At 32.1% G+C, this 19,882-nt stretch carries 22 protein-coding genes; all 22 read right to left on the bottom strand.

Features of this window, described 5'->3' with window-relative positions; genetic code table 11:
- Nucleotides 1–207: 207 nt before the first annotated feature.
- Nucleotides 208–1,329 carry a glutamine-hydrolyzing carbamoyl-phosphate synthase small subunit gene (gene carA / locus ACYQ19_RS08590; RefSeq protein ID WP_459979014.1) on the bottom strand — a complete coding sequence of 374 codons (1,122 nt, stop codon included), beginning with the start codon at nt 1,327–1,329 and terminating at the stop codon, nt 208–210.
- 45 nt (nt 1,330–1,374) lie between these two features.
- A complete protein-coding gene (locus tag ACYQ19_RS08585) occupies nt 1,375–1,932 on the bottom strand; it encodes a DUF507 family protein (RefSeq protein ID WP_459979013.1) in 558 nt (185 codons plus the stop codon).
- 61 nt (nt 1,933–1,993) lie between these two features.
- Nucleotides 1,994–2,704, bottom strand: a complete 711-nt coding sequence (locus tag ACYQ19_RS08580; protein WP_459979012.1) for a hypothetical protein — start codon at nt 2,702–2,704, stop codon at nt 1,994–1,996.
- Nucleotides 2,676–3,236 carry a MotE family protein gene (locus tag ACYQ19_RS08575; protein ID WP_459979011.1) on the bottom strand — a complete coding sequence of 187 codons (561 nt, stop codon included), beginning with the start codon at nt 3,234–3,236 and terminating at the stop codon, nt 2,676–2,678. The genes ACYQ19_RS08580 and ACYQ19_RS08575 overlap by 29 nt, the downstream gene beginning before the upstream one ends.
- Before the next feature lie 16 nt (nt 3,237–3,252).
- Nucleotides 3,253–4,041, bottom strand: coding sequence for a phosphatidylserine decarboxylase (locus tag ACYQ19_RS08570; RefSeq protein ID WP_459979010.1), 789 nt, complete (start codon nt 4,039–4,041; stop codon nt 3,253–3,255).
- A complete protein-coding gene (gene purM / locus ACYQ19_RS08565) occupies nt 4,038–5,027 on the bottom strand; it encodes a phosphoribosylformylglycinamidine cyclo-ligase (RefSeq protein WP_459979009.1) in 990 nt (329 codons plus the stop codon). Before purM ends, ACYQ19_RS08570 begins: the two co-directional genes overlap by 4 nt.
- Nucleotides 5,027–5,260 (bottom strand): YgaP-like transmembrane domain, encoded by a 234-nt coding sequence (locus ACYQ19_RS08560; protein ID WP_459979008.1) that lies wholly within the window; start codon nt 5,258–5,260, stop codon nt 5,027–5,029. The genes purM and ACYQ19_RS08560 overlap by 1 nt, the downstream gene beginning before the upstream one ends.
- Nucleotides 5,261–5,269: 9 nt before the next feature.
- Nucleotides 5,270–6,241: a tryptophan--tRNA ligase gene (trpS, locus tag ACYQ19_RS08555; RefSeq protein WP_459979007.1), complete on the bottom strand. Its 972-nt coding sequence runs from the start codon at nt 6,239–6,241 to the stop codon at nt 5,270–5,272.
- Nucleotides 6,238–7,041, bottom strand: coding sequence for a TIGR04219 family outer membrane beta-barrel protein (locus tag ACYQ19_RS08550; RefSeq protein ID WP_459979006.1), 804 nt, complete (start codon nt 7,039–7,041; stop codon nt 6,238–6,240). The genes trpS and ACYQ19_RS08550 overlap by 4 nt, the downstream gene beginning before the upstream one ends.
- On the bottom strand, nt 7,028–8,413 hold the full coding sequence (gene der / locus ACYQ19_RS08545; protein WP_459979005.1) for a ribosome biogenesis GTPase Der: 1,386 nt from the start codon (nt 8,411–8,413) through the stop codon (nt 7,028–7,030). Before der ends, ACYQ19_RS08550 begins: the two co-directional genes overlap by 14 nt.
- A gap of 54 nt (nt 8,414–8,467) precedes the next feature.
- Nucleotides 8,468–10,018 (bottom strand): 2-isopropylmalate synthase, encoded by a 1,551-nt coding sequence (locus ACYQ19_RS08540; RefSeq protein WP_459979004.1) that lies wholly within the window; start codon nt 10,016–10,018, stop codon nt 8,468–8,470.
- A gap of 74 nt (nt 10,019–10,092) precedes the next feature.
- A complete protein-coding gene (pssA, locus tag ACYQ19_RS08535) occupies nt 10,093–10,800 on the bottom strand; it encodes a CDP-diacylglycerol--serine O-phosphatidyltransferase (RefSeq protein WP_459979003.1) in 708 nt (235 codons plus the stop codon).
- On the bottom strand, nt 10,790–11,428 hold the full coding sequence (locus ACYQ19_RS08530; RefSeq protein ID WP_459979002.1) for a phosphatidylserine decarboxylase: 639 nt from the start codon (nt 11,426–11,428) through the stop codon (nt 10,790–10,792). The genes pssA and ACYQ19_RS08530 overlap by 11 nt, the downstream gene beginning before the upstream one ends.
- Entirely contained in the window at nt 11,418–13,349 is a 1,932-nt protein-coding gene (gene ftsH, locus ACYQ19_RS08525) for an ATP-dependent zinc metalloprotease FtsH (RefSeq protein ID WP_459979001.1), read from the bottom strand. Before ftsH ends, ACYQ19_RS08530 begins: the two co-directional genes overlap by 11 nt.
- The gene (locus ACYQ19_RS08520; protein WP_459979000.1) at nt 13,350–14,171 is read right to left on the bottom strand and encodes a 50S ribosomal protein L11 methyltransferase; all 822 of its coding nucleotides are present in this window, start codon (nt 14,169–14,171) and stop codon (nt 13,350–13,352) included.
- The gene (locus ACYQ19_RS08515; RefSeq protein WP_459978999.1) at nt 14,168–14,539 is read right to left on the bottom strand and encodes a response regulator; all 372 of its coding nucleotides are present in this window, start codon (nt 14,537–14,539) and stop codon (nt 14,168–14,170) included. The genes ACYQ19_RS08520 and ACYQ19_RS08515 overlap by 4 nt, the downstream gene beginning before the upstream one ends.
- Complete coding sequence (gene hisA, locus ACYQ19_RS08510; RefSeq protein ID WP_459978998.1) at nt 14,539–15,243, bottom strand: 1-(5-phosphoribosyl)-5-[(5-phosphoribosylamino)methylideneamino]imidazole-4-carboxamide isomerase; 705 nt, start codon at nt 15,241–15,243, stop codon at nt 14,539–14,541. Before hisA ends, ACYQ19_RS08515 begins: the two co-directional genes overlap by 1 nt.
- Nucleotides 15,244–15,252: 9 nt before the next feature.
- Nucleotides 15,253–15,861 (bottom strand): imidazole glycerol phosphate synthase subunit HisH, encoded by a 609-nt coding sequence (hisH, locus tag ACYQ19_RS08505; protein WP_459978997.1) that lies wholly within the window; start codon nt 15,859–15,861, stop codon nt 15,253–15,255.
- A 21-nt stretch (nt 15,862–15,882) separates the two neighbouring features.
- On the bottom strand, nt 15,883–16,779 hold the full coding sequence (locus tag ACYQ19_RS08500; RefSeq protein ID WP_459978996.1) for a PDC sensor domain-containing protein: 897 nt from the start codon (nt 16,777–16,779) through the stop codon (nt 15,883–15,885).
- Nucleotides 16,769–17,323 carry a septum formation inhibitor Maf gene (gene maf / locus ACYQ19_RS08495; RefSeq protein ID WP_459978995.1) on the bottom strand — a complete coding sequence of 185 codons (555 nt, stop codon included), beginning with the start codon at nt 17,321–17,323 and terminating at the stop codon, nt 16,769–16,771. The genes ACYQ19_RS08500 and maf overlap by 11 nt, the downstream gene beginning before the upstream one ends.
- Before the next feature lie 33 nt (nt 17,324–17,356).
- Nucleotides 17,357–19,123: a sensor histidine kinase gene (locus ACYQ19_RS08490; protein WP_459978994.1), complete on the bottom strand. Its 1,767-nt coding sequence runs from the start codon at nt 19,121–19,123 to the stop codon at nt 17,357–17,359.
- Between the two features lie 70 nt (nt 19,124–19,193).
- Nucleotides 19,194–19,874, bottom strand: coding sequence for a response regulator transcription factor (locus tag ACYQ19_RS08485; protein ID WP_459978993.1), 681 nt, complete (start codon nt 19,872–19,874; stop codon nt 19,194–19,196).
- Nucleotides 19,875–19,882: the final 8 nt, after the last annotated feature.

The raw sequence follows: 19,882 nt of genomic DNA, 5'->3' as shown, positions 1-19,882 counted from the left end.
CTAATTTTTTCAGATTGTCACTAATATCACTCCTCCATAAAATATTTTATAGCTAAATAATAGGCAAAATAGATAAGAAAGAAAAAAATAAGAGTTGAAACCAGCGGATTTGACATAAATGTTGTTACAAGTGCAAAGATTGCTACAAAAAGAATAAAAAGTTCGAAAATCCCAAACATCAATTTGTTTAGAATATCAAACTTCATTTTAAATCATTTCATAAAATTGTTTAAAAATATATTTCGCATCCCTAGGTCCCGGAGACGCTTCAGGGTGATGCTGAACTGAAAAAACTTTTTCATTTTTATATTTGACACCTTCGATTGTTCCGTCAAAAAGGTTCTTATGGGTAACCTCGGCAATTTCTTCAATTTCTTCAGGAACGTTATAGTTATGGTTTTGTGCGGTGATTTCCACTTCCGGATATTTACCTATAAAGTTTTTAACAGGATGATTTCCTCCGTGATGCCCGAATTTAAGTTTAAATGTCGGATATCCGTGCGCGATACTTAAAAGCTGATGTCCAAGACAGATACCAAACATCGGAACTTTTGCATCAAGCAGTTTTTTAATTTTTTCATGCACATCTTTTAAAATCAAAGGATCCCCAGGCCCGTTGCTTAAAAACACACCTTGAATTTCACCATTTTCATATTTTTCTATTACTTTTTCAACAGGTGTATGGGCTGGAACGACAATACATTCCATTCCGGCTTCTGTAAGTTCATTTAAAATGTTTCTTTTTACACCAAAATCGTAAACCACAATTCTTTTGTCTGTTTTTTTAGGATTGTAGCTCAAAGTCTTATCGTTCCATGCCCCGTTTGGATGAATATACTCTTCTTTTGTGGTAACTTCTTTAATATAATCTATTTCCTGAATGGTAGGTGTGGAATCAAGTATTTTTTTAAGTTCGTCTTTATCGTGTATTTCACTTGATGCTATCATCATCATAGCACCCTGGTTTCTTATTGTTTTTGTAAGATATCTGGTGTCAATTTCACAGATTCCAAGGACCCCTTCTTCTTTTAAAAATTCACCAAGACTTTTTTCACCCCTGAAATTTGAAAATGTATCCACATATTCTCTTACTATTACGCCTTTAAGCCATGCTTTTTTGCTTTCCATATCATCTGCATTAACCCCCACGTTTCCTATTTCAGGCATTGTAAACACAACAAACTGCCCGGCGTAACTCGGGTCGGTTATTATTTCCTGATATCCTGTCATAGACGTATTAAACACAATTTCACCGACAGCCGTTCCCTCAGCTCCAAAACCTTTAGCCTCAAAAAACATGCCGTTTTCAAGTAAAATACTTACTTTCATAATTTCCCTTTAAAAACTTTTCACTTTTAATTTTTCACTTTTCACTTAAATAAGTCCTCTTTTTCTAAGTTCTTGTTCATAAAGCCTCTGAAACACGAGCTCAAACTCTTCACTTCCCGGAACAAGCGGTCTTTTATAATTTTCTATTTTTCTATATACTTCGTCTCTCGCTTCTATTTCCCTGTGTAAAAATTCCATAATTGATTTATAAATAATATTTTTAATTTTTCCGTCTCTTACGTCATAATCAATTAATTCTTTATCCCAAAGCTCTTTTACGATAAAATGAGAAAGATCATCCACTCTTTCGTCTCTTTTTAAATTAAACCCTTCTTCTTCAGCAACTTTGCTTTTTATAAGCTTGAAAACTTCTCTTCTATCTACATCGTAAAACAAAAATTCATTCTCTTCTTCTTGCTGTGCAAGTATTTCTCTTGCTTTATTTTCTATTTCTCTTTCCCAAGCCACATCATCTTCTATAATTTCTTCTATTTCTTTTGTGGCAGCATCCATATTTTTAGGAAAGGTTACTAAACCGCTATTTAATAAATCAACGCTTATTTTTCTGGCAAGAAAAGGCACTTGGGCTTCTTTTATAAGCATACTAAACCTTTTTTTAGAATTATACCAAATATAAGGGAATTAAAAATATTACGCTAAACTATTAATAATAAAAATTTACTTTTTGCAATATGTTTAAATTATTATATTTTTCAGAAAAATCAATTGCTTCTTTTACTTTTTCACCTTCTACTAAAAACCCGACTGCACCTTTTGAGTCCTCTAAACCACCTGCGAGTATCACTTTTGCATCCAGATTAAATAATATTTTAAAAGCTTCTATTTCCGTAAATACTTGTCCTTTAAAAAATTTAAGCATAGCTATTTTGCTTCCTGTTGCAAAATCTACATTTTGTGAAGTTTCCACAAAATATGGAATCAGTTTTTCATGTCCTACCGGAATTATTATTTCACTTCCTCTACATACTGCTTTAACATAAAAATTTCCATATGTCCCGCCATTTGGATCTGCAGCGGCAACCGCAGCATATTTTTGTCCGCTCTCATACCAAAGAGCATTTGCACCTTTTATAAAAACATCATTTTCATTTATGTCGAAATCTTCAATATCCACAAGCATTCCGTTTTGTAAAATTATAATATTGTCTCTATTTGTAGTAACATTAAATTTAGCATTAACATTACATCCAGCTGCATAAAGAGAGTCTGTTTTTATCTCAAGATGATAAAGAAGATAATTATTTGTGCTTCCGTATGCAATATAAACTCTTTTATTAAAATCCAAATATTCTATTAAAGCTTTTGCTATTAAATGTTTAGCACCATTAACGGTTAGAAGTATCTGTGCTTGCATTGTCTTCTCCGTTTTGCATCATTTGTGTAAGGGTAGCAGCTTTAGCTGGGTCCATTTTGGCAAGTATTTTTGCCATTACTTTAGGTTGAAGCTTTTGAAGTATCTCAAGTGCGTCTTTAGGTTTCATATTTGAGAGAATCTGAGCAGCATTGTTCGGACGCATTTTTGCATAACTTTGAGTAATTTTATCAAGCTTTGCTTTTTTTATCTCTTCTAAAATTTTTTGATTTTTTTTAATCAGTTCTTCGATCTGTTTTTTTTCATCTTCTATTTTTGCAAGTGATGCATTTATTTCCGCCTGCTGCTTTTTTAATTTTTCTTCTTTTTTCTTCATTAACGCCATATATGTGTTTTTAAGTGCTTCAAAGGCTTCCTGTTTTTCAAGCAGTTTTTCAGCTTCTGCTTCAAGTTCTGCTCTTTTTTGATCAAAAATCTCATAACAATCAAGAAGTTTCTGCTGATCAACGGCAAATAAAAACATAGGCAAAAATAAAAAAGAAAAAATTATTTTTCTTAAATTCTCAATTCTCAATTCTCAATTCTCCGTTCTAATAAATTTCTCCTAAAATATCACCTACTTCCACATTGTCTTGCTGATTTAAATATTTAAAATGATCAGGCCCGAAAAATAGAAGTATTGAACTTCCAAATTCAAACCTTCCAAGTTCATCACCTTTTCTCAATTTAACAGGATTTTTATATTCAAATGTAGTAATTTCATTATAATCTTTTTGAAGTCTTTCATCAAAATTCAAATGAATTTTTCCTACAATCATAGCACCAACCGCTACAAAATAAAAATACCTGTCTTTTTTATCTTTACATCTTAACACCACTCTTTTATTTTTAGGAAAAACAAGCTCTTTTTCGAGCTGAGCAGGTTTTACAGGTTTTAATTCACCCGGAATATACGTAGCTTTTACAATCTCCATATCAATAGGAACGTGAAAACGATGATAATCGCTAGGTGATAAATATAAATTAATGAAATAACCGCCGTCAATTTTTGTTTCATATGGTATCAACTCATCAATTTTATATTTTTTACCCTTAATCTGATAAACGAAATTATCTTCAATATCGCCGTTGGCAATTACTTCAGAATCACTGGGACTAACTAAAATATCATCATCTTCATAAAATTCGATATATTTTTTGTGTCTGATGAAAAGATCATTCAACGTTTCGTAATCGCACGGGTTTTCAGGCTCATATTTTTCCATATCGATTTGAAAAATTTTCACATATGTTTTATTAATAAAACACTGAATAAATTTAGGGAATTTAGTTGTGGCTATTTTTACTACTATTTTAGAGAGCAAACGGGAGGGGTTCATTTTAGTTTTACTCCTTTTTGTCCTTTTTGAATTTTTCCTATTACATATGCATCTGAATTCGAAGTAATATAATCCACATTATTTTCATCTACGGCCAATACCAAACCTACACCCATATTAAACGTTCTATACATTTCAGATTCATCCACATATTTTGCCATAAAGTCAAATATCGGCAGGGTTTTAATTTTATCTTTATAAACTACCGCTTCCAAATCATCAGGAAGAACTCTTGGAAGGTTTTCGACAATTCCTCCGCCTGTAATATGTGCAAGTGCATTTATTTTATCTTTGAATTTTTTAAACTCTTTTACATAAATTCTTGTAGGTGTCAGAAGTATATCAATAAGTTTTTCACCCTCAATTTCATCGTCAAACTTCATACCAAGCTTATCGAAGAAAAGTTTTCTCACAAGTGAATATCCGTTTGAATGAATACCACTGCTTGGAAGTGCAAGTAGAATATCCCCATCTTTTACTTTAGGGTTAAGTTCGTCTTCTTCCGCAATCCCTACGGCAAATCCCGCCAAATCAAAATCATCTTCACTATACATTCCGGGCATTTCAGCCGTTTCACCACCAATTAATGCACACTCAGCCTGTTTACATCCTTCGGCTATTCCTTTTACCGTAGCGGCAGCGGCATTAACATCCAATTTCCCGGTAGCATAATAATCAAGGAAAAATAGAGGCTCACCGAAATTACAGATAAGGTCGTTTACGCACATAGCCACAAGATCTATACCGACAGTATCGTATTTTTTCGCATCAATCGCAAGTTTAAGCTTTGTTCCAACGCCGTCAGTCGCACTTAAAAGCACAGGCTTTTTATACCCTTGAGGCAATCTAAAAGCCCCTGCAAAACTTCCGATACCACCTACTACGTTTGAATTAAATGTTTCTTTAACGAAAGGTTTAATTCTCTCTACTAATGTATTTCCGGCATCTATATCAACACCGGCGTCTTTATAACTTATTGTTCCCATTATTCCTCCTCTTTACATTCACAATAACAGCTGCCAAATAGCTTTGTAAGAATCCACGTGCTTGGGCAAAAATCAAATGCTCCATATATAAAAAGCATAATAGCTACAAACGCCAAAAGAGCTAATGCAATAGTTGTAACACCATTTGCCAATAACATTAAAATAATTATCATCATAAATGCCATTAAAAATCTCTGTAGTCTTTCAGCACATGCAAATTTTTTACTTTTCATAATTCTCCTTTAAAAAATTAATTTATTTACTTCTTCCATTTTTTTAGAAGCCAGCTCTTTGGCTTTTCTTTCTCCTGTTTTTATTATATCCAAAATTTCATTATCATTAAGAGATGCTTTTTTTTCTCTAATAGGCGCAACTATTTTTTCAATATTCGCTGCACATCTTTTTTTACACTCCACGCATCCTATACTTCCCGCTTTGCAGGCGTTTTCTATTTCTTTTACCTCTTCAGCACTTGAAAAAGCTTTATGATATTCAAAAACTATACAAACTTCAGGATGTCCCGGATCCGTTTTTTTAATTCTTGCAGGATCGGTTTTTGCCTGACGGACTTTTGCCCAGATATCTTCGCTTGTTTCATCAAGATAAATTGCGTTATTGTAACTTTTAGACATTTTTCTGCCGTCAAGTCCGGGAAGACGGGGCATTTCCGTTAGAAGCTCTTTTGGCTCTACAAACACATTTTCTTTTTTAAACAGATAATGAAATCTTCTTACAATTTCCCTTGCTATTTCAAGATGCGGTTTTTGATCTTCCCCGATCGGCACAAGATTGGCATCGTATAAAATAATATCTGCGGTCTGCAGGACAGGATATGTTAAAAATCCCGCATTGTTTTTGTCTTTATATTCAGCCTGCGCCATTGCATCTTTATATGTTGGATTTCTTTCAAGCCAACTAACAGGCGTAATCATATTCAAAACAAGATAAAGCTCCGCATGTTCTTTAATGTCACTTTGAATGAATATTGTTGATTTTTCAGGATCAATTCCACATGCTATCCACTCTTTTACAAGTTCTATGCTTAGCTCTTTTAAATCAAGGCCTTCATCATATTTAGTTGAAAGAGCATGCCAATCAGCAACGAAAAAAAACGTGTCATATTTTTCTTGCAACTCAAGCCAGTTTTTAAGAACACCTATATAATGACCTAAATGCAAATTACCCGTAGGTCTCATTCCACTTACTACTCTCAAAACTTCGCTCCTATTTCTAAAAATGCACCTTTGTATTTTAAAAGTGTTTCATTATCACCATCTACGCCATAAGCTTCTTTGTATCTATATCCGACTTTTACAAATGGATTGACTGGTCCAGGAACATCAATAGTGTATTTTAACGCTCCTTGATAATCATAATGATGGTTATCCCCAGCTTTTGCCCATTTAATATCCCCAATTAAGGAAAAACCAAATACTTTCATTGTTTCTACATGCCCGTAAAGATAAGGCAAAACCACATCCCAATCATTGTCAATCCATGTTTTGGTAACACCACCGCCCGTTCCATAAATTTTGGTGTGTCCTTTCCATATATCTAAACCAAAACCTGCTTCAATATCAGCAACTACAGGTTTAAATTCATAAAAAAATGTAAAATCATAAGAATCTATTGTTTGTGAAGTGGTTGCGTTTGTAAGTGCCGTTGGAATTTTTACATCCCCAAAAATTTCCACATTTCCTGCTATGTAGTCACTATGTCCGGAAGTGTCATACTTTGTATATTGTGCTTTAATATTTGGTAATATAGGAATTGGATGGATAAACTTAACCCATACATAAGGATTTTTTTCATCACTTAATCCAAAATTCCCTGTATTACTATTTCCATCTGTTTCAGCTGAAGAATTATTAAAATAGTTTATAGTATTATTCAGTTTTACATATCCGCTAATATTCTGCTGTTCATACCCTAAACCGGCGCTAACACTCAATAAATCCGCGCTTGCAAGGCTAACAAGTCCCGCTGCAATTAATGCAATACTAAGCTTCTTCATTTTTTTCTCCTTTTTTTCTTGCTACAAAAACAATTGGCGTTCCTGTAAAGTCTTCTTTTTTCCTTAAAAAGTTTACCAAATATCTTTTATATGAAAAATGTAGTTTATTTCTATTCATAACAAGCGCAATCGTAGGTGGTTTTGTTTTATATTGGGTCGCATAAAAAATTTTAACTTCCTTACCGCCTATATCAGTTGGAATATGATGTTTGATAGTGGCTTCTTCAATCCATTTGTTTAGGGTTGAAGTCGGAATTCTTTTTGAATAATTTTTATAGACTTTAATAATTGTATCTTTAAGTTTGTCTATATTTCTACCGGTCTTTGCACTTACAACCAAAAACGGCGCAAAGTAAAGATATTTAAATCTATAATACACTTCATCTCTGAATTTATGAAACTCCTCTGAGTTTTCATCCCATTTGTTAGCAACGATAATCACGCCGTTTTTATGCTTATCAATAAGCCCTCCGATTTTTTCGTCAAGTTCCACAACACCTTCTTTCGCATCAATCACGAGTATGGCTATGTCGGCCTGTTCTAATACTTTTTCGGTTCTTAAAAGTGCATATTTTTCGATATCTTTTATTTTACTTCTTCTTCTAATCCCCGCAGTATCCACAAACGTAATATTCCAACCCTCATGCCAGATGCTCTCATCAATCGGATCTATCGTAGTTCCGTCAACATCACTTACTATTGCCCTCTCTTCTCCTACAAGGGCGTTTAATAGTGAGCTTTTACCCACATTTACACGTCCAACAATAGCAACTTTTATCTCTTTAATCTCTTCAAGGTTTTCTTCATTTTCTTCAGTCGCTAGAAGATCTTCAAGCGGAATCTCCTGCTCAAACTCGCTTACTTCAAACGTTTTAGGCTTTTTGGGAACAAACTTTTTAATTCTTTCTATCAGTTTTCCCACACCTCTGTTGTGAGCCACGGAAATAGGATAAATTTCATCTGCCCCCAGCTCATAAAAATCATAAACCTTTTCCATCATTTTGTCATTATCTATTTTGTTGACAACCAAAATAATATATTTTCCGAGTTTCTGCAAACTTCTGAAATATTTAATTTCTTCTTCATCAGGAATCGTTTTTCCATCCACCATATACAAAATCAAATCCGCATCTTTTGCCACTTCAAGCGCTTTTTCCTTTACTTTATTAAAAAGCTCGTCTCTTTCTTCAAGTCCTCCCGTATCAAGAAGAATTATTTCTTCCAAATCATCATCAAGGCTTACTTCTCTTTTTTTTACATCTCTTGTCGTTCCGGCTTTTTCACTTACAATAGCATCTCTTTCTCTTAATATTCTATTAAAAAGTGAACTTTTACCTACGTTTGGTTTTCCTAAAATTGCTACTTTTATCATTTCTGTCCTGTTTTTTTATTTATTATTTTACATTTTCCATTAATGTTTTTCAATTTATATACTATCTTTATAACTTATTTTTTTCTGTAAAAGATCTTTCATATGCACGTAATTGTTAAGTGCGTTTATATACGCCCTGGCACTTGCAAGCATCGTATCAATGCTAAGCCCGTGCCCCATAACAGCCGGTTTATTTTCGTCAAACACAACTTTTACCATAACTTTAGCCAAAGCGTCTTTGCCTTCCGTTACCGCTTCTACTTTATAATCAAGAAGTTTCCCGTTTATTCCGCTAATTCTGTCTATTACCTTAAATACTGCATCAATAGTCCCTTCTCCTATTGCTGCATCCACATAAACTTTATCTTCAAATTTTATTTTAGCTGCGGCACTTGGCATTCCGTCGCTGCAATCGCTAAGTTGTAAAGAAATCAGCTCATAAGTTTTAGGTGTAGAATCCATTGTGTCATTAAGTATGGCTATAATATCCTCATCATAAATCTCTTTTTTCTTATCAGCAAGTTTTTTAAATTTCATAAACGCTTCGTTTAACTCTTCCTGATTTAATTTAAATCCTAACGCTTCAAGTTTTTTTGAAAACGCATGTCTTCCGCTGTGTTTACCAAGAACGATAGTATCTTTTACATCAAGCCCTATACTTTCAGCACTCATAATCTCATATGTTTCTTTATGTTTTAATACTCCGTCCTGATGAATACCGCTTTCATGAGCAAAAGCGTTTTTACCTACAATTGCTTTATTAGGCTGTGGTTCAATTCCCGTAACACTTGCTACAAGCCTGCTTGTCGGATAAATTTCTTTTGTATTAATCCTTGTATCAATTCCGTCAAACAGATCTCGTCTTACTTTAATAGCCATTACTATTTCTTCAAGCGCTGCGTTTCCGGCTCTTTCTCCAAGTCCGTTAATTGTGCACTCAACCTGCCTTGCGCCGTTAAGCACGCTGTAAAGAGAGTTTGCCGTAGCAAGTCCCAAATCGTTATGACAATGCACACTGAAAATTATATCTTTTGGAAAATAATCCGTAAGTTCTTTAATCATTGCTCCCATTTCGGTAGGAAATCTGTATCCGACCGTATCAGGAATATTAATAGTCGTAGCACCGGCTTCTATTACAGCGGAAATAATCTCTTTTAAAAAGCTCATTTCGCTTCTTCCGGCATCTTCGCATGAAAACTCAACGTCCTCAACAAAACTTCTTGCATATTTAACCGCATCAACTGCTCTTTTTATTACTTCATCAGGACTCATTCTAAGCTTATATTCCATATGAATAGGGCTTGTTGCAATAAAAGTATGTATTCTTTTAAGTTTTGCCGGGGCAATAGCGTCTGCCGCCGCTTTTATATCTTTTTCCACAGCTCTTGCAAGAGAGCATATTGTGCTTTCACTTACCTCTTTTGCTATATTGTTAATAGCTTCAAAGTCTCCGGGACTCGCAGCTGCAAAACCTGCTTCAATAATATCTACTTTTAATTTTTCAAGTTGGCGAGCTACTTTTATTTTTTCTTCTATAGTCATAGAAGCACCGGGACTTTGCTCCCCATCTCTAAGAGTTGTATCAAAAATTTTAACCATTTCCATGGAAATCCTTTATATTTATAATTTAAAATTATATCATTTTACACTAATTTTAATTTTTTGTCAATGGAAAAAAATTATCGTTTAGATTTGATCACTTTCATATATCCTTTTATCCCTCTAAACACACCATAAAATGCATATAAAGTCAAAATAGTCGATAATGCTTCAATAGGATACAAGTAAATAAATGAAGCTATAATGATTATAATAATTAAAACTTTCAGTGCAATATTTTTATTTAAATCTATTTTTTTAAAACTAGGATATCTGAAATTACTCACCATTATCAGTCCTAAAAACAAAGCACCTACCAAAATAAATAAATCAAAACCACTTTTATAACTAACATCAAGCATAACCCAGCTTCCAAGCACCACCGCAGCGGTAGGAATCGGAAGCCCTATAAAGTATCTCGGATCATTTTCATTCGTTGTAACATTAAACCTGGCAAGTCTAATCGCCCCAAACACGACATATAACCCACTCACAAGTGCCCCAAATCTTCCATAATGTTCACCAATTGCAAAAAACAGAAGCATTGCCGGTGCCACACCAAATGCCACAATATCTGCAAGTGAATCAAATTCGACTCCAAATTTACTGGTGGTGTTTGTAAGTCTCGCAACTCTTCCATCAAGTCCATCGGCAATTAATGAAAAAACTATATAAATAAATGCTTTTTCATATTTACCTTGCGATGAGGCAATTACACTCATCACTCCAAAAAAGACGCTTAAAGCCGTAAAAAAATTTGGAATAAGATAAGCAAACTTAATCTTCATTCAAAAATCCTATTAAACTTTCACCTGCTTTTACTTTTTGAAATTCCGTTACTTTAATTTTCGCATTTTTAGGAATATACAAATCTACCTGACTTCCAAACATAATCATTCCATATCTTTCCCCAAGTCTTACCTTTCCAAATAATCCGAAATCAACTATTCTTCTTGTAATAAACCCTGCTATCTGATTAACAATAATTTTTGAATTATTTGTAAATAATACTCTGTGCTGTTCATTGAGCTCACTTGCTTTTTTATTGCCAAGCGCTAAAAAAAGCCCGTGAATATACTCTTTTGCGGTTATTTCACCATCAATAGGGCTTCTTTGAACATGAACGTCAAAAATAGAAAGTTTAATTGAAATCTTTATCATCTCTTCATGTATAATCGGTGCTACCGCTTCAGTTATTTCAATAATCTCACCATCACTAGGGGAAATAATGGCCCCTTTACTTTCGTCTTCCGGAACTCTTTCCGGGTTTCTGAAAAAATAAACAAAAAAAGCAAAGATTACAAAAAAAATAATCTGCCAAAATGCGTTAAAATGAAAAAGTAATGAAAGAATAAAAAGTGCACCGCTCGAAAATATAAAAGGATACCCTTCTTTTAAAATAATTTCAGTTTTCATTATTTCCTTCTTTTTCATTATTGTTTTGTTCTGTTTCAGTATTTTTTTCATCTTCAGTAATATTATTTTCATTATTTTCAAACTCTTTAATAAGCTCTCTTACCCTCTCACCTTCAATAACTTCTTTTTCATAAAGTTCTTTAACCATTTTTTCGATTACAGGAGAATACTCTCTAAGTTTACTTTTTACGTGTTTATATCTTTCTTCTAACGTATCTTTAATAAATTTATCTACATCCTCTTGCATCTTTTCCGAATATTCTCTAGCCTGTGCAAACCCTCCGCCTAAAAATCTGTTTGATTGCTTTTCAAGCACCATAAGTCCAGCCACTTCTGTCATTCCGTATATCATTACCATCGATTTTAATATATCAGTTGCTCTTTCAAGATCGTTACCAGCACCTGTAGAAATTTCGCCTATAAACACTTCTTCTGCAGCACGCCCACCTAAAAGCGTATCCACTTCTGCTATAAGTTCGCTTTTTTGCATTAAATATTTGTCTTCTTCCGGAAGGTTTAAAGTATATCCAAGAGCGGCAAGTCCTCTTGGAACGATTGAAACTTTTTTCACTTTTCTGGCTTCAGGGGTAATTTCCGCAATTACGGCGTGACCGCTTTCATGATAAGCAACGATTTTTTTATCTTTTTCATTTAAGCGTCTGCTTTTTTTCTCAAGTCCCGCAATTTGTCTCTCAACCGCCTCAACAAACTCTTCCTGGTTAACTTCTTTTTTACCTTTTCTACCGGCAAGAAGTGCAGCTTCATTTACAATATTCGCCAAGTCCGCACCGGCAAGCCCTGCCGTCATTTTTGCAATTTCCCTTAAATCTACGTCTTTTCCGGCTTTTATTTTTTTAACATGAACCTGAAGAATCTGAACCCTTCCTTCAAAATCAGGTTTATCAACTAAAACCTGCCTGTCAAATCTTCCAGGTCTAAGAAGTGCTGGGTCTAAAACTTCCGGTCTGTTTGTAGCGGCCAAAACTATTACCGGCTCGTTGGAATCAAATCCGTCCATTTCCGCCAATAATTGGTTAAGAGTTTGTTCTCTTTCATCATTTCCGCCAAACTGACCCGCAGCTGCCCTGCTTTTACCGATTGCATCAATTTCATCTATAAAAATAATACTTGGTGCTTCTTTTTTAGCCTGGTTAAATAGATCTCTCACCCTTGCAGCACCGACACCTACAAACATTTCTATAAAACTACTTCCGCTAACTGCAAAAAACGGAACATCCGCTTCACCCGCAACTGCTTTTGCAAGAAGTGTTTTACCTGTCCCCGGAGGCCCTACCAATAAAACACCTTTAGGGATTTTTGCACCGAGTTCGATATATCTTTCTGGATTTTTAAGAAAATCAACAATTTCTTTGACTTCTTCTTTTGCTTCATCATTTCCCGCTACATCGTCAAACTTAACATTTGGCTTTTCACTTTTTATAAGACCTTTGGCACTTCCTACACCAAGAACGCCTCCCATACCCTTTTGCATACGAGAAGCCAAAAACATCCATATCGCAAAAAATATAAATATAGGAATAATCCATCCAAAAATTAAATCATTTAGCCAATTAGTGTCATTCATTGCACCATATGGTATATTGTTTTCATCTAATATTGGTATAAGAGTAGTATCGCCTGGAACTTTTTGGACGGTTATTATTGCACCATCTTTTAGTTTTGCTTTAATGGTAGTTTTACCTATAGCCACATATTCTAATTTTTTCTGCTGTGCAAGTTTTTTAATATCGGAATATGTTAAATGCATAATTGGTTGATTTCCGTTTACAATTGCACTTACTTCACCTGTTGCTGTTGGTGCTATACTTCTAAAAATAACTATAATAATTAGTGCAAAGATTATAAATAATATCAGAGGATTTTTATTAAAAAAATTATCGTCATTCTTCTTTTGTGCCATCTATTTCCTTTTTAAAATTAATGTAACCCATTCGTTTTCAGGGATTTCTTCTATTAGTTCAAAGTCGCTGTATTTTTTTAAAACTTTATCTTTGTATTTATCTATTATACCCGAAAGTATTAAATAACTATTAACTCGTTCTTTTAATTCTTTTGAAATAAACACCAATACATCTGCAATGATATTTGCAACTACAACATCATATTTTTTATCTGTGTCATTAGCGCTACCATGCCAAATATTTTCATATTTTGCCTTATTTAATTCAAAATTTTCTTTTGCACTATCAACTGCTATAGCATCAGTGTCACAAGCATCAACATTTGCACCAAGTTTACTTGCAACAATACCCAATATCCCACTTCCACATCCGACATCTAAAAAACTATCATTTTCTTTTACATATTTTTTAATTGCCTTAACACAACTTCTTGTAGTTTCATGATGACCACTTCCAAACGCCAAAGCAGGGTCTATTAATATGTTTATTTTATTTTCTTTAGGTGGATACCAGCTTGGGTGTATATAAAACTCATCAATTTCAACTGGTTTTACTGATTCCTGATATGTTTTAATCCAATCTTTATTAGATTTTTCTTTTATGTCTATTTCTAAATCTATTTTAGTATCAAATATTTCTTCTAATGCATTTACATAGTTTTTTAATTCTTCTATTAAGTCTTCAAATTTATCTTCACTTCTTAATATAAGTGTGTTATCTTTTTCTTCTATTCCGTTAAAAAAGCGTTCCATTAAAAAATTTTCGATTTCATCTTTAAAAGATGAAACTTTAACGCTTAACTCATAATAATTGTTTGTCATTTGCTTCCAAGAACCGCTTCAAGTTTTTCTTTTAAAACCTGTGGGGTAAATGGTTTAACAATATAATTGTTAACACCTGCTTTAAGTGCAGTAATAACTTCTTTTTTACCACCTTCGGTAGTAACCATAATAATAGGTGTTTTAGAATCAACTTCCCTTACTTTCATTACAAACTCTAATCCATTCATATTTGGCATGTTCCAGTCTGTAATAATTGCGTCTATTTCATCTTTGTTATTTTGATATGCTTCCCAAGCTTCTACCCCATCAGCCGCTTGAATAGTATCTTTAAATCCAAGCCTTGCAAGAGTATTTACTATAATTCTTCTCATTGTTGAAGAGTCATCAACTACTAATATTTTGCCCATTAATACTCCTTTAAAATTTTTTCTAAATCTATTTTACCTTCATAAAATGCTTTACCTATTATTACCCCATAAATATGATTTTGTTTTACTTTTTTTATATCTTCTTCACTAGCAACACCACCACTTGCAATTACCGGTTTATTACTTGCTTTTTGAATTTCAAGTATAAAATCAATATTTAAACCGCTTAGCGTTCCATCCTTTGATATATCTGTTGCAATTATACACTCTATTTTTGATTTTTCATAAATTTTAGCAAGTTCACTCGCTTTAATTCCTTCCGTTTTCCCCCAGCCATCAATTGCAACAAATCCATCCTTCGCATCTATACCTACTGCTATGGGATAATTATCGGCAAGTTCCATTACTTTTTGAGGATTTTTAGCCGCAATACTTCCAAGTATCAATCTATTTATCCCCAAATCAAGATATCTTTTTATCGTATCTTCATCCCTTATACCACCGCCAAGTTGGATTTTAAGGTTTGTGTTTTTTCTAATTTTTTCAATTTGTTCGATATTTTTAGGCTCTCCTGCAAAAGCTCCATTTAAATCTACAATATGAAGCCACTTGGCACCCATTTCTTCAAAACGTTTTGCTAATTCATACGGCTCGTTACTATATACTTTCGCACTATCCATCAACCCTTTAGTAAGCCTTACAGCCTGTCCGTCTTTTAAATCAATTGCGGGAAATATTATCATTTAAACTCCTTATAATTTAACAAAATTGTCAAGTATTTTAAGTCCTGCATTATGACTTTTTTCCGGATGTGGTTGAAATCCAAAAACATTATCCCTATTTACAGCACTTACAAATTCATATCCATATATAGTCTTTCCAATTACATACTTTTCATCGCAAGTAACATGATAAGAATGCACATAATAAAGATATGGATCATCAAGTCCTTTAAAAAGAGGGGTTTCTTTTTTAAAAAACATTTTATTCCAACCCATATGCGGAATTTTATGTCCTCTTACTTTTTCTTTATCAAATTTAACTACTTTGCCTGGAATTATGCCAAGCCCTCTATGATTTCCGAATTCTTCACTGCTTTCAAATAAAAGCTGCATACCAAGACATACGCCAATTACATATTTACCAGTTTTGACAAACTCTTTCATTGCTTCATCAAGCCCGGTTTCTTCCAAATGTTCCATTGCATCACCAAAAGCACCGACCCCCGGAAAAACCAGTTTGTCATAATCTTTTAATTTATCAGCATTATTTACAATTTCTGCATTGACGCCAATTTTTTTAAACGCATTGTTTACACTTGCGAGATTTCCCATATTGTAATCAACAATACCAATTTTCATATTTTTCCTTCATTTTTCACTTTATTTAATGTCTTTTCCAACACTTTTCATATAATATGCAAGTCCTATTAATAAAAATGTAACCGATGCCAAAAGCGCTGCGGCATACATCAGTTTTTGAGGTGAAATCATAGCAAATTTAAATACCAGCATCAGTCCTTCAATAGCAAGAGCTATTACAATACTTCCTAAAAATTTAATCATTGTTTTATGTATCGCAAATGGATGATCCTCTTTTTCACCTATTACTTCCTCAAAAAGCAGTGTTTTTACCAAATCAAAAAGGGCCAAAGACAAAGTAATCAAAATTGTTGACTCAAACATTTTTTTAACATCTATGTTATTAAGCGTATATGTAAAAAACATCTTAATCCCATCAAAAAACAATAAAACACAAATTGCAAAAAGAGCTCCTGCAAAAATTCCATAAACTATTCTATTAAAATTATGAGCCCAAGTATCGCCTCTTTCATGATGGACAAACTTTAAAATTTCTTCAAGAGGTAAATCTATTACTGCTACATATAAAAGGTCACCTTTGTCATTGAAAACTGGCATTGCCGCACTTACAACCATATCTCCGCCTATTAAACTTGGATAAGGATCAGTTAATATACATTTTTTCTCTTTAACCGCTTTGTAAAAATATGTTCGATTTGCTTGATTAAATTCCACCTGAAAGTTTTTATATTTCTCTTTTATCGTAATCATTTTACTAATCTGTTTACCACCAGCATCAAGTATATATGCCGCATTTGCTCCCGGTAATTCATGCACAATTCTTTCAAGTCCTTCATATATAACATCTATTCCAATATTTGGGAGTCTGTTTGGAAGATTTCTCTGCAGTAGATAACAAAAATATGCTCTTGCGTCTTTCCTTATTTTCTGAAATTCCTGAATTTCCCTAATTAGCATTTTCCCCTCCTATAATTTTTAATAATTCTTCCACACAAAGTCCCATTGCGGTTGATTCATAACCTTTTACATTTTTTATATATTTTTTGCAAAAACCTTCAACCATACATGCACCAGCTTTTCCTTGCCATTCACCTGAATTTAGGTAATTTTCCAAATCTTTTTCAATAAAATCATAAAATTCGTATATTGTTTCGTCCAATCTTGAAAAAATTTGATTATTATATTTTACCCACATTGATGTAACTATTCTTATCTCTTTTCCGCTTTGTTTTAGTAAAATTTTTCTAGCATCTTCTTTTGATTTTGCTTTTCTTAATATTTCTGTTCCATCAGTTACAACGGTATCTGCTGTAATTATATTTTCATTAGGAAAACATCCCAAACAGCTCTTAAACTTTCCGTAACTGGCAATAATCACAAATTCATAAGGATCGGATGTTTTAATACTTTCCTCATCAAAAAAACAACTTTTTTGTATGAAATTAATTCCTGCTTCTTTTAATAATTTAGCTCTTGTGGGCGAAGAACTGCAAAGTATCATTTTAACCTTTTTATTGAAATTGTATCAAAATAGTTATACCTTAAAAATATACTCAAATACATTCATTTCATCCTCATAATAAACTTTATATTTTATAGAATACTTGTCACAAATATTTTTAACAATATTAAGTCCAAGCCCCAATCCCCTTTTATGAGTCTGTTCTCTATAATTTTTATCAAATATTTTTTTTGGATCTTTGATTGGCTCGCCAAATGATTTAAATTTTAAAATTATTTTATCTTTATATTTTTTGAGTTCTATATATATTTCTTCATCATTTGAATATTTAATTGCATTTGAAATATTGTTATCAACAATTCTTTCAAATTCAATTCTATTAATGAAATATTCAATATCTTCATCTATATCGACTATTAACTCTTTATCATTTACTTTTGCAATCGTATTAAAAAAACTCACTCTCTCTTTTAAAACTTCTGAAATATTTATATGCGAAGGCTTATATGTTATGGCTCTGTTTGAAGAGAGATAAGCCAAATCTTCATATGAGTTATTAAGCATTGCCACTGCGGCATCAATTTCTTCTATAATATCATGCACATTTTTATCTTTAATTTCAAGTTTTAACAAATCAGTATTAAGCATAATAACATTAAGAGGCGTTCTTATCTGATGAATGGTATCTACTATAAATCTTCTATTTAAATCTAAAAGATTTTTATTTTTTTCAATTTCATTATTCAATTTATAATGCAAAGTGTTATAACTTTCTTTTAATTCATCAATTTCTTTAATGAATGAATTACACTCATCACAAGGTTCGTTTTTCTTCATAAAGTTTACTAATTTAATTATTGTTTGAGATGAACGATGAATAATTACTATATATAAAAGAACAAATACTAATATTAAAAAAGAAAAAGTTAACAAAAGATTATTCAAAAGCTTATTCAAGTCCTGTTTAAGATGTTTTATATTATATACGGTTTTAATAATTACTCGGTTGTCCGTTCTATCAAATACAGAATTTATAAGAGTATACATTATAAGTTCATTTTTATTTAAATCTATCTTTTTAATAATGTTGTTATTTTTAGCAAACAAATCTACTACTTTTTTAAATAATATTTCGTTTTTTTGACTTAGATTTATATTATGTTTATCGCCTTCGCATTTAATTATATCATTTAATATTTTCAATGACTCTTCATACAATAAATTCAAAGGAACTTTCTTTTGATATCTTTTTTTCATATTTATTTTATAAATCATATATTTATTTACGAAATATAGTTTTAAATCTTTTATAGTAGGTTTAATGAAATAGTAAACTTTTTCCAAATCATTATAAATATCAACAACGTAAGCAAGTTGTAACAGATATTTTTTATCAGGTGATCTTATCAAATAATATTTTTTCAAATTCATAGAAGCTATATCTAAAAATATTGGAGATACATCAATTTCTTTTTTACCGGAAAATATTTCATCTAAAACTTTTCTAAATGCCGGGAATTTACCTAAATCATAACCTATATCAGGTTTATATGTTGCATCAATAATTTTATAATTCCTGTCAATTATAAAAATTTCATAATGTCCTTTATCAACATCTGAATTTAATACTTTTGCAACATTTTCAAGATCAATATGTCCTTTTTCATAAAAAAAAGGCAAAAGATATAGTTTTTCTATATCGCTCTCTTCATGACTTTTAAAAGTATATAAGGCTTTGTCAAAAATATTTTTGAATTTTTCTTTAATTTGGAGAGATTGAAAGGCATATTTGTTTACATAACTCTGTATTAATATATCTTTTGAACTTTTATATTGCATATAAATAAACATAAAAGTAACTAATGTAACTACAACAAAAAATAAAAAAATAACCTTATTTAGAGTTATTTTATTTTTTATCAAACCTATACCCTATACCTACAACGGATGTAATATAATCTTTTGGCAACTTATTTTTAAGCTCACTTACAAGTTGCCTTAAAGGATACTCTTTTCTTTTTTCATCTTCCCACACGAAATTTACAATTTCTTCTTTTGTAACTGTCTTTCCTATGTTTTTAAGTAAAATTGCAAGAAGCCTTTTTTCTTTTTTTCTAAGATTTGCCAAAACTCCATCAATATACAAATCAAATGTATCGAAATAAAAATCCATATTGTCAAGTGTGATTTTATCTTTATCATTACTTTTATTGCATGTTTCTTTTTTTACTTTTAACCAATGATTTATTCTAAGCAGCAGCTCTTCGGAATGAAAAGGTTTTTTTATATACTCATCACATCCGTCATGATTTTCACCATATGCTTTTTCCATATCTTCTATCTGTGCAGATGCGGTAATCATAATTATAATAGCTTGAGGATTTTTATGACGGATAAGTTTTATTAACTTAAGTCCGTCAATTTTAGGTAAATTAATATCTAAAAGATAAACGTCATATTCATGAATCAAAATATCATTAAAAGCATCTTCCCCGTCTTCTATATGATTTACTTCATAACCTTTGGTTTCTAATGTTTTTTTTAATGCTCTCCCTAATTGTTTATCATCCTCAACAAGCAAAATTTTCATCCATTCCC

The organism is Nautilia lithotrophica (assembly GCF_054656815.1).
This window is presented reverse-complemented; position numbering and strand designations above follow the sequence as displayed.

What these genes read in the sequence shown, in the direction of transcription:
- carA (WP_459979014.1), bottom strand. Translation starts at nt 1,329, where the DNA reads ATGAAAGTAAGTATTTTACTTGAAAACGGCATGTTTTTTGAGGCTAAA.
- ACYQ19_RS08585 (WP_459979013.1), bottom strand. Translation starts at nt 1,932, where the DNA reads ATGCTTATAAAAGAAGCCCAAGTGCCTTTTCTTGCCAGAAAAATAAGC.
- ACYQ19_RS08580 (WP_459979012.1), bottom strand. Translation starts at nt 2,704, where the DNA reads ATGCAAGCACAGATACTTCTAACCGTTAATGGTGCTAAACATTTAATA.
- ACYQ19_RS08570 (WP_459979010.1), bottom strand. Translation starts at nt 4,041, where the DNA reads ATGAACCCCTCCCGTTTGCTCTCTAAAATAGTAGTAAAAATAGCCACA.
- purM (WP_459979009.1), bottom strand. Translation starts at nt 5,027, where the DNA reads ATGGGAACAATAAGTTATAAAGACGCCGGTGTTGATATAGATGCCGGA.
- ACYQ19_RS08560 (WP_459979008.1), bottom strand. Translation starts at nt 5,260, where the DNA reads ATGAAAAGTAAAAAATTTGCATGTGCTGAAAGACTACAGAGATTTTTA.
- ACYQ19_RS08550 (WP_459979006.1), bottom strand. Translation starts at nt 7,041, where the DNA reads ATGAAGAAGCTTAGTATTGCATTAATTGCAGCGGGACTTGTTAGCCTT.
- der (WP_459979005.1), bottom strand. Translation starts at nt 8,413, where the DNA reads ATGATAAAAGTAGCAATTTTAGGAAAACCAAACGTAGGTAAAAGTTCA.
- ACYQ19_RS08540 (WP_459979004.1), bottom strand. Translation starts at nt 10,018, where the DNA reads ATGGAAATGGTTAAAATTTTTGATACAACTCTTAGAGATGGGGAGCAA.
- pssA (WP_459979003.1), bottom strand. Translation starts at nt 10,800, where the DNA reads ATGAAGATTAAGTTTGCTTATCTTATTCCAAATTTTTTTACGGCTTTA.
- ACYQ19_RS08530 (WP_459979002.1), bottom strand. Translation starts at nt 11,428, where the DNA reads ATGAAAACTGAAATTATTTTAAAAGAAGGGTATCCTTTTATATTTTCG.
- ftsH (WP_459979001.1), bottom strand. Translation starts at nt 13,349, where the DNA reads ATGGCACAAAAGAAGAATGACGATAATTTTTTTAATAAAAATCCTCTG.
- ACYQ19_RS08520 (WP_459979000.1), bottom strand. Translation starts at nt 14,171, where the DNA reads ATGACAAACAATTATTATGAGTTAAGCGTTAAAGTTTCATCTTTTAAA.
- ACYQ19_RS08515 (WP_459978999.1), bottom strand. Translation starts at nt 14,539, where the DNA reads ATGGGCAAAATATTAGTAGTTGATGACTCTTCAACAATGAGAAGAATT.
- hisA (WP_459978998.1), bottom strand. Translation starts at nt 15,243, where the DNA reads ATGATAATATTTCCCGCAATTGATTTAAAAGACGGACAGGCTGTAAGG.
- hisH (WP_459978997.1), bottom strand. Translation starts at nt 15,861, where the DNA reads ATGAAAATTGGTATTGTTGATTACAATATGGGAAATCTCGCAAGTGTA.
- ACYQ19_RS08500 (WP_459978996.1), bottom strand. Translation starts at nt 16,779, where the DNA reads ATGCTAATTAGGGAAATTCAGGAATTTCAGAAAATAAGGAAAGACGCA.
- maf (WP_459978995.1), bottom strand. Translation starts at nt 17,323, where the DNA reads ATGATACTTTGCAGTTCTTCGCCCACAAGAGCTAAATTATTAAAAGAA.
- ACYQ19_RS08490 (WP_459978994.1), bottom strand. Translation starts at nt 19,123, where the DNA reads ATGCAATATAAAAGTTCAAAAGATATATTAATACAGAGTTATGTAAAC.
- ACYQ19_RS08485 (WP_459978993.1), bottom strand. Translation starts at nt 19,874, where the DNA reads ATGAAAATTTTGCTTGTTGAGGATGATAAACAATTAGGGAGAGCATTA.